The sequence below is a fragment of the Pseudomonas sp. NFX224 genome (genome assembly GCF_048565165.1).
GTDB lineage: Bacteria > Pseudomonadota > Gammaproteobacteria > Pseudomonadales > Pseudomonadaceae > Aquipseudomonas.
Genome location: NZ_CP183416.1, coordinates 3,736,675 through 3,751,280, shown reverse-complemented (window position 1 = coordinate 3,751,280; position 14,606 = coordinate 3,736,675). Strand labels below are relative to the sequence as shown.

General features: G+C 60.9%; 10 protein-coding genes. 4 read left to right on the top strand and 6 right to left on the bottom strand.

What is annotated here, in order from left to right; all coding sequences use genetic code 11:
* From ACNYC6_RS17005 to ACNYC6_RS16985, 5 genes are read right to left on the bottom strand one after another with little or no spacing between them, the layout of a single operon-like run.
* Positions 1-4,560, bottom strand: coding sequence for an alpha-2-macroglobulin family protein (locus tag ACNYC6_RS17005; protein WP_419708380.1), 4,560 nt, complete (start codon positions 4,558-4,560; stop codon positions 1-3).
* Positions 4,557-5,207, bottom strand: a complete 651-nt coding sequence (locus ACNYC6_RS17000) for a DUF1175 domain-containing protein (RefSeq protein ID WP_419708379.1) — start codon at positions 5,205-5,207, stop codon at positions 4,557-4,559. Before ACNYC6_RS17000 ends, ACNYC6_RS17005 begins: the two co-directional genes overlap by 4 nt.
* Positions 5,192-6,910 (bottom strand): DUF2138 domain-containing protein, encoded by a 1,719-nt coding sequence (locus tag ACNYC6_RS16995; protein ID WP_419708378.1) that lies wholly within the window; start codon positions 6,908-6,910, stop codon positions 5,192-5,194. The genes ACNYC6_RS17000 and ACNYC6_RS16995 overlap by 16 nt, the downstream gene beginning before the upstream one ends.
* 35 nt (positions 6,911-6,945) lie before the next feature.
* Complete coding sequence (locus ACNYC6_RS16990; protein ID WP_419708377.1) at positions 6,946-7,734, bottom strand: YfaP family protein; 789 nt, start codon at positions 7,732-7,734, stop codon at positions 6,946-6,948.
* Positions 7,735-7,785: 51 nt separating this feature from the next.
* Positions 7,786-8,049 carry a hypothetical protein gene (locus tag ACNYC6_RS16985; RefSeq protein ID WP_419708376.1) on the bottom strand — a complete coding sequence of 88 codons (264 nt, stop codon included), beginning with the start codon at positions 8,047-8,049 and terminating at the stop codon, positions 7,786-7,788.
* 166 nt (positions 8,050-8,215) lie between these two features.
* On the opposite strand from ACNYC6_RS16985, the gene ACNYC6_RS16980 reads away from it, so the two are divergent.
* From ACNYC6_RS16980 to dxs, 3 genes are all read left to right on the top strand, one after another.
* Positions 8,216-8,458 (top strand): exodeoxyribonuclease VII small subunit, encoded by a 243-nt coding sequence (locus ACNYC6_RS16980; protein ID WP_007894317.1) that lies wholly within the window; start codon positions 8,216-8,218, stop codon positions 8,456-8,458.
* A complete protein-coding gene (gene ispA / locus ACNYC6_RS16975; protein ID WP_419708375.1) occupies positions 8,455-9,342 on the top strand; it encodes a (2E,6E)-farnesyl diphosphate synthase in 888 nt (295 codons plus the stop codon). The genes ACNYC6_RS16980 and ispA overlap by 4 nt, the downstream gene beginning before the upstream one ends.
* Before the next feature lie 91 nt (positions 9,343-9,433).
* A complete protein-coding gene (gene dxs / locus ACNYC6_RS16970; protein ID WP_419708374.1) occupies positions 9,434-11,332 on the top strand; it encodes a 1-deoxy-D-xylulose-5-phosphate synthase in 1,899 nt (632 codons plus the stop codon).
* A 54-nt stretch (positions 11,333-11,386) separates the two neighbouring features.
* Here the strand turns inward: dxs and ACNYC6_RS16965 are convergent, their stop codons facing one another.
* Positions 11,387-12,334 (bottom strand): IS110 family transposase, encoded by a 948-nt coding sequence (locus ACNYC6_RS16965; RefSeq protein WP_419708264.1) that lies wholly within the window; start codon positions 12,332-12,334, stop codon positions 11,387-11,389.
* Positions 12,335-12,661: 327 nt separating this feature from the next.
* Between ACNYC6_RS16965 and ACNYC6_RS16960 the strand changes: the two genes are divergently transcribed.
* On the top strand, positions 12,662-14,545 hold the full coding sequence (locus tag ACNYC6_RS16960) for a TonB-dependent receptor domain-containing protein (protein ID WP_419708373.1): 1,884 nt from the start codon (positions 12,662-12,664) through the stop codon (positions 14,543-14,545).
* The last annotated feature ends 61 nt before the right edge of the window (positions 14,546-14,606 follow it).

Here is a 14,606-nt window from a genome sequence, read left to right as displayed (position 1 = left end):
TCAGTGAACCGTAACCTGACCGAGCGCCGGTTTCTGTTCCTGAGCCCGATGCTGTGGCGCGTAGACCTGCGTGAAGCGTGCCGGTGGCAGGTTGAACTGGCCTTTTTGCGAGAAGCGCACCAAATGCCGCAAACGCAATTCGCCACTCAGCGCATCCACCGGCACCGCATAGGCCAGTTGTCCCGGCTCGAATCGAGCTTTTTCCAGCGCCGTCGGTTCAGTCCCCGCCTTGCCCTGCAACTTGATGCCCCACGTGGTGCGCTCGACATCGGCACCCGGTGGCAGCGGCACTTCAAGCAGGCCGTAGCGCAGCGGTTTCGCAGCCTTGCTGGTGAGGATCACTTCGTCCAGATACAGGCTGTCACTGGACAACGGTGCGTTGCCGACCGCTTCGAGTTTGAAGGTGAAGGCCTCATCCCCCGGCACCAGTCGCGACAGGCGACGGGTGATGGTCACGGCCATCGGATCGACCGCCGGCTGCTGGCCGCGGTAGCTCAATGCAGCGCGCAGTGGACGCTCTTGCGCACCGGTCAGCGTCAATACCGTCGGCACTGGCGCAGGCCCCTGCCACGTCCAGTACATCTCACCAGAAACCCCGTACTGCTTATTCCAGTCTTCACCCGGCGCCAACGCAATGGTGGGCGAAGCCTGCTCGATGCTGCGTTGCAGCCAGGTCAGCGCCAGTGCTCGTTCAAGGGTCGATTGCTGCGGCAACAACCGTTGCAGCAATGCCTGCGTGCGGGCCTGATCGAACGGTTGCAGCGACAGGTTCAACGCCTCGGCAAATGGCTGGGAGCTGACGGCCAGTTGCTGCTGCGCATCGGCCAATTGCCGGTTGAATGCTTGCGGCAAGGCGACCTTCGATTGCCTGGCCAGCGATGCGGTCAGCACACGAGCCGCCGCCAGCCCCAGCGCCGAATCCGGATCACTCATGACGATGCTGTCTTCGCCATCCTCCATCAGGTTCGCGGCATTGCCCTCGCCTGCATTCGCCAGATCTTCCATCAAGCCGCTGAGCAACGTGTTGACCGGCAATTGCATCTGTTTGGCGAACGACAGAACAAGCGCCCGCTGCAACAGCGGCGTGTTTTTCGCCTGCTTGGCGTAGACCTCCAGCACCCGCTGCCAATGCTCCGGTGGCAGGCTCAGTTCCAGCACCTGGCTGGCGTGCCAGTCGGCGTAATAGGCGTAGGCCGTGAGGAATGCATCCGGCTCGCCGTCCATGCCCCACCAGGTGAAACTCGCCGACGGCCCGGCCATTTGCACCAGGCGCAAGCGACTGTTCTGCATAATCAGGCGCAAGCGATCGCGGATTTGCGGGTTCGACGTCAGAGTCGGATAGGCGATGCTCAGCGGCAGCAATCGACTGGCCGTTTGCTCGACGCCGCCATACGGATAACTCAGCAGATCATCGAGCGCCGAGCGGAACAGCGCTTGCGGACTGTCATCCAGACGCAGGCGAATGTCGGTGGCGTCCGCCGGCAAAGTCAGCGGTGTATCACCGCTGGCAACGTCCAGACTTTGGCTTTGCGTGACCTGCCAGCCTTCGCCGGTCGCAGTCAGGCGCACGGCCAAGACATCAGCGGTTTTGCCGTCCTGCACCAGTTCGGCGGTCCACTCACCGTTGGTCAAGGTGAACGCCGCCAGCGGGATGTAGTTGATGCCGCTATTGAGCGTGACGGGAATACGCTGTTCGCTGCCCGCGTAGTGAGTCACCAGCTCAGCCTTGACCGGGTTTTCTGCCTGACTGAACGCGAACACACCGAGATCCGGTTTATCGCCCGTGCGGAATTTGCTCGGCCCGCTCCACTTCAGGTACAGCGGTTTTTCCGAGCGCACGAACTGCTTCTTCTGTCCGACCTGACCGTCATCGGCGATGGCCCGTGCGGTGATGCGCCAGCGGGTCAGCGAGTCGGGCATCTTGAAGGTGAATCGGACTTTGCCGTTGGCATCGGTCACCAGTTCCGGTTGCCACGCAGCGGTATCGACATCTTCACGCCGCGGCCGCTCCAGCACTTTCACCCCGCGCTCGCTGCGGTTGGCCTTGCCCGGCGCACCGGGGCTGCCCGGCAGCGCGACGTCGTAGCTGATGAACGACAGGCTGGCACTGGTGCGCACGTTGTTGCGACGAGGGTGATAGAAGAATTGGTCGATGGTCGGCGCCACTTCCGGTTGCAGCGCATAGACCATTTCATCAACCACACTGACCGTCACATGCGCAGGGATTGGCTTGCCGGCGAACTGCGTCGTCAGATCCACGGACACGGTGTCGCCGGGTTGATACGTCTCTTTGTCCGTGGCGATGGCCACGTCGATCTGCGGTGTAATCACCTTGATGCCGGCATTCTGGAAACTGTACTGGCCGCCCTTGGTATAGAGCACCGAGAACGTCAGGTTCGGGGCGAAACCGTCCTTCACCGGAATGCGCGCGCGGTATTGGGTGTCGCTGAGTTTTTCCATCTTCAGCCAGTCGCCGCCCTTGGACAGCAGCGCCGTGGCCTCGACCTTGTCGCGCTCCAGCGACAGCAGTGCATCGTTGATCGGCTCGGGAAACGTGATCAGTGCCAGCGCTTCATCACCGGCCTCGTATTCCGGTTTATCGAGGACGATTTCGACGGTGCCCGGCACGGCCTTGACGCCTTCGCCAGTGACTGAATGCCCCGTCGCGCCGAGGGTGCGGCCATGGTCATCCCGGAGTGTCAGGTTATAGGTGCCAGGACGGTCGAAGGCCAGGGTGAAGCCTTTGTCGGCAGCAGTGAGTTTGCCCTCGCCCGTGCTTTGATCTTCCAGGCGCACCCAGCCGTAGCTGCCTGGTGTGACCGCTGCACTCTGCTCGCTTTCGTTGACGTAGCTGAACGCGACCTTGTCGCCCACCGCACTGAAACGCTGCGGCGCGCTCAAGCGGAAATTCGCTGCGCCTCGGTCGATGAGGATTTCCTTGGTGGTCTTGACCCGATACGCCGCGCCATCGCTGGCAAATACGGTGAGCATGTAGCGGCTCGGTTTGTCGGTGGCGGGCAGATCGAGGGTGGCGTTGCCCTTGGCGTCAGTGGTCAGTTCGGTGCTGGTCAGCTCCACCGGGAACTGCCCGAGGTATTGCAGCTCGTTGTCGACCATCGACAGTTGCTGGGCACGCAGGCTCAAGCTCAACTTGGCGTTGGCGACCGGTTTGCCATCCGGATACAACAGCATCAGATTGCCCCTGACCGGTTCGCCGGTGTGGTAATCCTGCTTGGCCAGGTTCAGGGAAATTTCGAAGTGCGGCTTGATGTATTCGGCGACGCGGAAGGCGCTGCTGTAGGCCTGACCCTTGTAGCTGAAACGCAACTCGTAGCCACCGGCCACAGCGTTATCCGGCAGCTGGAAGCGACCTTGGGTGCCGGCCTTGGAATCGAGCTTCAAGTCCAGGCTTTGCAGCGCCGTGCCGGTCGCGTCCAGCACCGTCACGTTGACGTCGGCCGCTGTTGGCTGCACAGAATCCCGGGCATTCTTGAATTCGCGGCCGACGATTTTCAGCGATACCCAATCCCCCGGCCGATACAGCGGCCGGTCGGTGAACGCATAGAGTTTGGTGTCGTAGATTTCGCTGTCGTAGTAGAAGTTTTCCGAGACGAAAACCCCGCCTTCTTCATCCTCGCCAATCACGAACGAGCGCTCGGGACTGACGTGTTTCAGGCGCAGCAAACCATCGGCATCGGTGGCGCCGCTGCTCATCACGCCCAAGCCATCAGTCCACAGCACATTGACCTTCGGCACCGAACTGCCTTCATGTTTGCGTGCAGCCCAGACCAACAGTTCGTCACCGGCAATCTTGCTCACGGCCACGGTATTGGAAACGAAGACCATGGTGGTCGCACGGTACTTGCCGATCAGCGCTTCCACCAGGTACAGACCCGGTTTCAGGTTGCCCAACGGGATATAGACATTGCCTGGCGCGACGCTGACGAACTCGCTGGAAGAGCCGGCGAGGTTCACACCTTCAGGCGGCTGGATCGGCTTGGCCTGCCACAGCGGATAACGGAACTGACTGACCACCGGCAGGCCCGGAATCAGTGCGAATTGTGGTTGCGCATCGTAGGGCGTTGGTGCGGTCATGGCCGCGCCCATCTTCAGTTCCGGCACTTCTTCGGTGACTTGCTTGCGCGACTCATAGGAGAACGCCCGCTGCATTACCCGACGGGATTTGCGGTACCAGTTGTCCCACAGATAGGCGAGCGTGTTGGACAGCCCTTCGCCCTTGAAATGACCGTCGCTGACCACACGATGCAGGTTCTTCTGGCGCTTGAGGAAATCCAGCGGCTTGTCAATGCGATACACGCGAATGTCGGCGCCGCCGTATGGCTCCATGCGGAAGCGGCGGTAGTCGCGGCCCGGCGCTTCGAGACGCACCATCGCCTGTTCGTCGCTGGCAAAACTGCTGTCGGCCAGCAGGAAAAAACTTTCGCCGGGGACCGGCGTATAGCCGCTCGGCTCGACGCTGTCTTCAGCGTTGACCGTCGAAAAAGGCAGCAGCAAAACCAACAGCAGAGACAGAAAACGCAGCATGCGCGCACCGATCATTGGGAGAGAAAATTCAGTCGATAAACGCCGATGAAGTTGGGGTTGGCTGCATCGGGTATCCATCGGGTGTCCTTCCATGTCATGAGTTGCTGCAGGCTTGCCGAACGCATGCCGTTGTCGGTGGGTGTGGTGGTGCCGGTGTGATAGGCGATGTTGCGGCCCATCCAGATCATCAGGTGCTGGTCGTCGCCCTGATCGAAAAACATCAGGTCGCCGGGCCGCGCTTGGGCGACATCGCGGCCGACCAGACGACTGTTGAACTGGATCAGCTTGATCGCGTTGACGTACGGCCCGAGCTTGCCACCGCCCTGCTGCCATTGCTGGGCAATACCGCGCTGGGCGTCGCTCAGCTGCAGCTCCGGCGGCAGGTAACGGTTGGACAGGCCATTGCTGCGCAGCCATTTGTCATCGTGGACTTTCAGCGCTTCGTTGGCGGCAAATCGCACCAGCCCGGCGCAATCCTGCTGATACCAACGCGGGCTCGGACCCTGGCTCAGTTGCTCCTGGGCGATGCGCACGAACCAGGCGCGGAACACCTGGGATTGCTGCACATCCAGCGCCGGTGTTTCGATGGCTCGGGCGCCCGCGCTCAACAGCAAAGCGAGCAAGCCGAGACTGCGGAGCAGTGCGTTCACAGGGCTTTCCATTCCAGCGGTAGCCACTGCCAGTGGCCGTCCGGTTCGCTACCTTCGGGCAAGGTCAGGGCGTACTTGCCGTAACCGCCGAGCTTGCGCAGTTTCGGAATCAGGTAGGTTTGCGCGGCGTTGTAGAACACCGGCTCCATGTCTTGCGGCAGGCTGTCGAGGGTTTCCTGCTGCATCAGTTGCGCCATGGAGTCCGGGCCGAAATAGACCGGTATCAGCAGGTCTTTGGGCACCACGTCAGCCATCGGCGGGAAGCGTTTGTCGAGGGTGCCGAGAGCCTTGTCCACCAGTTTGTCGTCGAGGGAAAACAACAGCGTCGAACCATGACGGGCCAGGCTCACGCGCATGAACGCCTTGCCGCTGATCGCGTCCGGATTCTCGGCTTCCTTGGCGGCGTAAGGACCGAAGTTCGAACTGACCTGGCGCTGCCACTGATGGCTCTGGCCTTCCTGCTTTTCGACCACCGGGAACGCCTGCTCATCGACCTTGCTTTCATAAGCACCGACCATCGAGCCGAACAGCGTGCCCAGATCGCCATCGAGTTTGGCGCTGTCTTCGTCCTTGAGGCTTGCCACCAACAGCGGCGTGTACAGTCGCGAATCGGCGTACCAGCACAGGCCCGCCGCACCGGCCATGTGTTCGGTCAATGCCTGGGCGACACTCTCTTCGGCGCCGAGTTTTACCAACAGCGGCTTCTGTTGTTCGGCGGCCAGTGGCAGGGCCACGCAAGCGCTCGCGCCCATGGGCATGGCTTGCCAGACCGGTTTGAAGTCGAAGTCCGGTTGATTCTCCAGCTCATCCATGGCGAGAAAGCTGTGCCAGCCCTTGTCGTCCATGTCGAAACGCAAGCCGGCGAAGTTCGGAATAAAACGCTGGTAACCCATCGCCAGCACGCTGGCATTGACCGACAGGCGCTGCTTCACCTCCGGCGCACGGGGTGGCAAGCCGAAGGCTTCGGGGAACAGTTTGTCGCCGTTGAGCAGTGCGACGATGGCTTGGGTCGAAACGCTACCCGACTCCTGCGTCGCCCCGCTTTGCGGATCGTAAAGTTTGGTCGGATTGGACAGCACCACCAGTTTGTCGCCATGGGAGGCGAACACCAGCGCCTTGCTGGCGTTATAGGTGAGCTGATAAAGCGCAACGTCATCGGCACCGACTTTCACGTCAGCGATTTTGCTCAGCTGTGAATCATCCAGTGCCACTTTCGCCAGTGGTTCCAGCACTTTGGCCAGGCCTCCGCGATCCATCACCAGCAGGAAATCCTTGAGCCGGCCATCCGTGCCGCGCCACAGCGCCACGTCCGCCGGTTGATCGAACAGTTGCTCGATCAGCGTGTCCTGCAACTTCAGGTCATGCTCGTAAATGATCCGCCGCAAGCTGCCGATCAAACCGAGGCGATCGGCATGGGTTTCGTAATAGAAGACGAAATCCTCGGTCAGGGTTTCCTTGAGGAGCGGCACTGCCAGCAAGTCCTTGGGCAATTGGCTCAGGGAGTGGGTTTCGAGCAAACCATCGGGGCGGCTCATGCCGAGTTTTTCCGCCGCCAGTTGCGGTGCCGGGGCCGGGCTTTTTTTCATCAGCCAGCCCATGCCGGCGGCCACGCCCACGACCAGACACACCCCGGCCATGATGGCCGGCCAACGGCGGGACGGTTTCGGTGTTTCCGCGCCTGGGGCCGTCGATGGTAAAGCAGTGTTATCGCTCATTTCACAAAACCCAATTCATCCGTGGTGCGGGATGCTCAATAGTTGAAAGTCTTGACCAGCAGCAGGTCGCCGATCGCGCGCAGGGGCACGATGAAGGTCTCGCGTTTTTCGTCGACGGTGTTTTCGTTGAGCACCAGGTTGATCTGCGAGGTGATCACCTCGTTCTGGTTGCCGGCTTCATCGAAGTTATAGCCGCCGCTGCCGAAGTTGCCCCAATAGTTCACGTAAACCAGATAGGTGCCACGCAGAGGCGCGGTCATGGTGAACATTTCCGGGCCGGGGCCGTCGACGCCGTCCGGGTCCAGGCCGCCGCCGTTGGTCAATGCAGAGTGAGCCCAGAAGGCATGCTGACCGTCAGGCGTGATGATGTGCAGATCGAGTTCGGCTTTGGGATCGTCCCAACCCAACACCACGCGAATCCGCGCGGGCGTACGCAGGTTGTTGGCTTCATAGAATTGAACGCGCTTGAGCGACTGCCCCTCGGCGCTGCGGACTTCGACGCTGTTGGAACCGGCGCCGAACGCGTACGGCCGGGCGAAACGCCCCTGGTCGTCGGTGTACAGATTCAAGGGATTGCCGTTGACCGCCAGCGTATGAGGACCGCGCTGCGTGCCGATGGCCTTGAGCTGGCCTTCGATCATCGTCCGATTGCGTTGCACGCCGCGATCAATGGGTGGCGTGGGATAGGCGACTTGCGGGTTTTCCGTGCGGTCCAGCAAACCGTTAAAGCGCCAGCCGCCCACCGGTTCCGACATCTCGGCACTCGGCGCGGCCAGAGCCGGAGCGCAGACCAGGCCAATCAGCAGCAAAAGAAATGAACGCATGTGACGCCTCCTGCCATGCATGACGAAACCTTGCGCCTGATCCTCGGCGCGTTACAGATGTGCAGCCTGCGTTTCGTCTGAAAGACCCGTGACGGTTGGGTCGTCGATGGCGCGAAGGGTAGCCAGTTGGGTGTTTTTTAACAATCGCAGGTGTCTTGATTTGCGCCGGCAATCACGCACATTGGCGAGTCGAATAAACGGTGCACCGATCCAAACCGTGGGATAGCTGAGCCAAAACCCGATCTGTAGCAGCTGGCGAAGTCTGCCTTCGGCTGCGCAGCAGTCGTTAATCAGCACTTTCGGTACATCAGGCATACCGCGCAAACTGGACTGCCGACTGCTTCGCAGCCGAACGCAGCCTTCGGCAGTTGCTACAAAAAATGTGTCGACTCTGGACCGGTCCCTACACCCCGCTCATTTGCCCATAAACCCCCTATCTGCTAGTGTCGCGCCGGTTTAACGTCAACCGGAAATCGCCGCCATGGCCCGCAAAAAAGCTGCACTGGATTTCGAACAGTCCCTCGCCGACCTGCAAACACTGGTCGAGCGTCTGGAGAACGGTGAATTGTCGCTGGAAGACTCGCTGACCGCTTTCGAGCAGGGCATCGGTCTGACCCGCGATTGCCAGGCGGCACTGGCCCAGGCCGAGCAAAAGGTTCAGGTGCTGCTCGAGCGTGATGGCGAGTTGGCCGAGGAACCCTTCGACGCGGACCAGCCAGAATGATTGCAGCGTATTCGGCGACCAGCCAGGCCCGGGTCAATGCGGCCCTGGACACTTTGTTCACTGCGCCGAGCCCTGAGCTGGCTCGGCTGTACGAAGCCATGCGCTACAGCGTGATGAACGGTGGCAAGCGCGTGCGTCCATTGCTGGCCTATGCGGCCTGCGAAGCGTTGGGTGGCAAGGCCGAACAAGCCAACGGCGCGGCCTGCGCCGTGGAGTTGATCCACGCTTACTCGCTGGTGCATGACGATTTGCCAGCCATGGACGATGACGACCTGCGACGCGGCCAGCCGACCACCCACAAGAAATTCGATGAAGCCTGCGCGATCCTCGCTGGCGACGGTTTGCAGAGCCTGGCGTTCAGCGCGCTGCTCGACCCGCGCCTGAGCAATGCGGACGCGGAGATTCGCCTGCAAATGGTCAGCGCATTGGCGCAGGCCGCAGGCCCGGCGGGTATGGTCGGCGGTCAAGCCATCGACCTCGGCTCGGTCGGCCTGAAACTCGATCAGAAGGCCCTCGAATACATGCATCGACACAAGACCGGTGCGCTGATCGAGGTCAGCGTCAAGCTCGGCGCCCTGGCCAGCGGCCGTGCCGAGAAAGATGAACTGAAATCCCTGCAGACTTATGCCCAGGCCATCGGCCTGGCGTTCCAGGTCCAGGACGACATTCTCGACGTCGAAAGCGATACCGAAACCCTCGGCAAACGCCAGGGCGCCGACATTGCCCGCGACAAGCCAACCTACCCGGCCCTGCTCGGCCTCGACGCGGCCAAGGCCTATGCCCTGGAGCTGCGCGATCTGGCTTTGCACGCGCTGCGACCGTTTGACGCGGACGCCGAGCCTTTGCGCGATTTGGCCCGATATATCGTTGAGCGCCGCAACTGACGGCGTATCCGCCAAAAAAGCTCAACGCGTGGGCAGGGACCGATGCATCAGGTAAACTGCCGCATCTTTTATACCTATAACGATTCGCCTGATGCCCACGACGTTTCATGAGATTCCCCGCAAACGCCCGACCACGCCCCTGCTCGACCGCGCGAACACGCCGGACGGCCTGCGCCGGTTAGGCGAAGCCGAGCTGGAAACCCTGGCCGATGAGTTGCGCCTGGAATTGCTCTACACGGTCGGCCAGACCGGTGGGCATTTCGGTGCCGGCCTGGGCGTGATCGAGCTGACCATCGCGTTGCATTACGTTTTCGACACCCCGGATGACCGGTTGGTGTGGGACGTGGGTCATCAGGCTTATCCGCACAAGATCCTCACCGGTCGCCGCGAGCGCATGGGCACCCTGCGCCAGAAGGACGGCATTGCCGCTTTCCCGCGCCGCTCCGAGAGCGAGTACGACACCTTTGGCGTCGGTCACTCCAGCACCTCGATCAGTGCCGCGCTGGGCATGGCCATTGCCGCCCGCCTGCAAAACAGCGATCGCAAGGCCATCGCCGTGATCGGCGACGGTGCGTTGACCGCCGGCATGGCGTTCGAGGCGCTGAACCACGCGCCGGAAGTGGACGCCAACATGCTGGTGATCCTCAACGACAACGACATGTCGATTTCGCGCAACGTCGGTGGTTTGTCGAACTATCTGGCGAAGATCCTTTCCAGCCGTACCTACGCCAGCATGCGCGAAGGCAGCAAGAAAGTGCTGTCGCGCCTGCCCGGTGCCTGGGAAATCGCCCGTCGTACCGAAGAATACGCCAAAGGCATGCTGGTTCCCGGCACGCTGTTCGAAGAGCTGGGCTGGAACTACATCGGCCCGATCGATGGCCACGACCTGCCGACCCTGATCGCCACCCTGCGCAACATGCGCGACCTGAAAGGTCCGCAGTTCCTGCACATCGTCACCAAGAAAGGCAAAGGCTTCGCCCCGGCGGAAGTCGACCCGATCGGTTACCACGCCATCACCAAACTCGAACCGCTGGACGCCCCGGCCGCCGCGCCGAAAAAAGCCAGCGGGCCAAAGTATTCCGGTGTGTTCGGTGAATGGCTGTGCGACATGGCGGCTGCCGATCCGCGTCTGGTGGGGATTACCCCGGCGATGAAAGAAGGCTCCGACCTGGTCGCTTTCAGCGAGCGTTTCCCGCTGCGCTACTTCGACGTGGCGATTGCCGAGCAGCACGCCGTGACTCTTGCGGCCGGCATGGCCTGCGAAGGCGCGAAGCCGGTGGTGGCGATCTATTCGACGTTCCTGCAGCGCGGCTACGACCAATTGGTGCATGACGTCGCGGTGCAAAACCTCGACGTGCTGTTCGCCATCGATCGCGCCGGTCTTGTTGGCGAAGACGGCCCGACCCACGCCGGCAGCTTCGATCTATCGTTCCTGCGCTGCATCCCCGGCATGCTGGTGATGACCCCGAGCGACGAAAACGAGCTGCGCAAAATGCTCACCACCGGACACCTGTACGAAGGCCCGGCGGCGGTGCGTTACCCACGCGGCAATGGCCCGAACGCGACCATCGAGAAAGACCTCGAACCGATCGAAATCGGCAAAGGCGTGGTTCGCCGTCAGGGCAGCAAAGTCGCCCTGCTGGTATTCGGCGTGCAGTTGGCCGAAGCACTGAAAGTCGCCGAGAAGCTGGATGCGACCGTGGTCGACATGCGCTTCGTCAAACCGCTGGATGAAGAACTCGTCCGCCAGGTTGCCGCCAGCCATGAGCTGTTAGTGACGGTTGAAGAGAACGCCATCATGGGCGGTGCCGGTGGCGCAGTCAGCGAATTCCTCGCCCGCGAGAACATCCTCAAGTCGGTGCTGCACCTGGGCTTGCCGGACATCTACGTCGAACACGCCAAGCCTGCGCAGATGCTGGCTGAGTGTGGGCTGGATGAAGCCGGGATCGAGGCCTCGATCCGCGAGCGCCTGCAACTGCTCAATATTTAACTCTCGGGATACATGCAACACCCTGTGGGAGATTCTATGGTTGAGGGGAAGCCTTCAACCTGCTTTCGGTTGGTATTCACCTTGCCCTTTCAGCAGTGCAAATACGATCCGGGCAAGTTTACGGGCCAAGATCACCAGTGCCTGCGTAGTACTGAACCCTTTAGCTCTTTGTTCTTGGTAAAAACCTTTCCAGGCGGCTGTGCGGCTGGCCGACATGGCAGCGTTGTGCAAAAGCCGACGCGCCTCCGGATCGCCGCGCTTGGTCAGGCTGCGGCGACCGTCTTTTTGTCCTGACTGCGATACCCGCAAATCCATCCCCAAAAACGCGATGAAGGCATCTGCATTTCTGAAATCGCCTCGCTGAAAAGCCGCGATCAAGCGGGCACCAGTCAGAAAGCCGATACCTTCGACTTTCATGCAACGCTTCAACTGGGCAAGCAAGCCGGCTTCTTTCAGGCGGTCGTTGATCATTTTCTCGACCAGCCCTTCAAGCCTCTGCATGGAGGCCACTTGCTCGGCAAAAGCGGCTTTGAGCAGCGGTTCATTTGTCCAGCTCTGCACCAAGCCAACCCGCGCCTGAACCAGCGCCGCGCGCCGGCGGAAAAGGCTCAAGAGGCAGCGGTACAACGGCGATGGCGGAATCCATGGATGAAGCTCTTCATACTCGTTCTTCAGATAGCGAGCGAGTAACTTTGCATCCAGCGCGTCAGTTTTGGCGCGAACTTTCACACCTTTGCGGTAATGGCTCAGTTCATAGCCACCGACCATGTAAATGGTGCAACCGGCCTCATGGGCCAGGTCGGCGAACTCCAGGTGATAGATATTGGTCGACTCAATAGCGATATCGACCGGTGCCAGCAAGGCTTTCAGCCATTTCTTGATGGCTGGCTTGTTATTGGGAAGCGTCTCAAGCAGATCCAGTTCGGCCTGATAGATCATCAACTCACTCTTGGCGACATCCACGCCCACGATTGGCTTGATAGCAGAAACCGGCATTGCCATTAAACATCCCCCGAGATATGGTTTTGAGCACTTGAAGGGCTCACCCAGAGGCGCAGGCTTGTTCCTATCGTCGGTCTAGCCAGATGCATTCTTTATCGGCGCTTGGGTGAAAGGAGGAGGGGCGAAATCTCCCACGGATCTGTACTGCGCTAACAGTCAGAATCGAGCCTTGTCCCTCCTCCTCCCTTCAAGTCCTAGCATACAAGCGAGCCTTCTCGCGATAGCGGACTGTCAGTCGACTCAAATGTTGACTGATACACCGTCATCGCGAGCAGGCTCGCTCCCACATTTGATTTGTGTGCTCCACGAAACACCAACGGACTACCAATGAAGCTCTCCCGCCTCGCCCTGCCCTTGTTTCTACTGCCCACCGCCAACGCCAATGCCGACACTTTCGAACGCGACCAAGCCCTGAAACTGCCCGACGTGCTGATCAGCGCCAACCGCCAGGTCGAAGCGCGCAACGACAGCAGCGCCGCCAATACCGTGTTCACTCGCGAGGACATCGACCGCCTGCAACCGAACAGCGTCACTGATTTGCTGCGTCGCGTGCCGGGTGTGCAGGTTGCGCAAACCGGCGGTCGCGGCAGCCTGCCAGGTGTTTACATTCGCGGTACGCAGTCGGCGCAAAGCCTGGTCTTGGTGGACGGCCAGCGCATCGGCAACGCGACCTCCGGCGACAGCAACCTGCAACACATCAACATCGAACAGGTCGAGCGCGTGGAGGTCCTGCGTGGTTCCCGCTCGGTGATTTATGGCAGCGATGCGATTGGCGGGGTGATCCAGATTTTCACCCGCCGTGGCAGCGAACCGGGGTTGCGCCCGCAAATGCATGTCGGCTTCGGCAGCAACCAGACCTGGGAGCGCAGCCTCGGTTTATCCGGTGGCGATGAGCAAACCCGCTTCAACCTCGGCGCCAGCCTCGATGAAACCGCCGGCATCGATCGCACCCACGAGTCGTACCCCAGCGACAGCGATCACGACGCGTACCGCAACAAGTCGTTTAGCCTGAGCCTCAGCCACGCCCTGACCGACGACATCGAAATCGGCGCCAACGTGCTGGATAACCGTGGCAAAAGTGAATACGACAACCCGTTCGGCCGCTTCGACCTGACGACCTTCGAGTCAGTCCAGGAGCAGCCCTACAACGAATTCGATGTGAGCAGCGTCAGCAGTTACGTCGACGCCCGGATAAACGATCTGTGGAAAACCCGCGTCGAGTTCGGGCATGGCGAAAACCGCGAGAAGACCTTCGACAAACTCAGCGATGAGCGCAGCGTCTTCAACACCTACCGCGACTCGGTGAACTGGCAGAACGATTTGACTCTCAACGAGCGCAACAGCCTGATCCTCGGCGGCGACTGGTACGAAGACCGCGTCAACAGCAGCACCGCGTTCGACGAAGACAGTCGCTGGAACCGTGCGACGTTCATCCAGCATCGTTATCAAGCGGACAGCTTCTCCACAGAGCTGGGCCTGCGCCACGACGACAACCAACAGTTTGGCAGCCAAAACACCTGGAGCGGCACCTTCACCCTGCCGCTGAATCCAGACAACGACGTATTGCTGACCTACAGCGAAGGCTTCCGCGCACCGACGTTCAACGACCTGTACTACCCGGATTTCAGCAACCCCGACCTGAAGCCCGAAACCTCGAAAAGCTATGAGCTGCAATGGCGCAGCCAGTTGACCGAGAACAGTCGACTGGAAGCCTCGCTGTACCGCACGGACCTGGAAGACGCGATCATCTTCGGCAGCAACTCACGCCCGGAGAACGTAGCTTCGGCGCGGATCAACGGCTTCGAAGCCGCGTTGAAACAGGAACTGTTCGGCTGGCAGAGCAACCTCGGTGTAGCGATTATCGACCCGCGGGACCGAGAGACCGGCCATACCCTGGCCCGTCGCGCACGACGCACCTTGAGCCTGGATCTGGATCGGCAGTACGACCGATTGGGCCTCGGCGCCAGTTGGCAAGCGGTCAGCAGCAGCTATGACGACCTGAACAATCAGCAGCCGTTGGGGGGTTATGCGCTGCTTGGATTGCGCAGCAGTTGGGCGCTCAACCGGGAGATCAAGCTGGAGCTGAAGGTGGATAACCTGCTGGACAAGGGTTACAGCCGGGCGCTGTATAGCCATGAAGGCAGTCAGTATGGGTATCGCGAGGAAGGTCGGGCGTGGATGTTTGGGGTGACGTGGACGCCGGAGATCTGATCCGAGATTTTCGGCATCCGCGATCAAACCCGCCCCCTGTAGGAGCGGGCTTGCCCGCGAT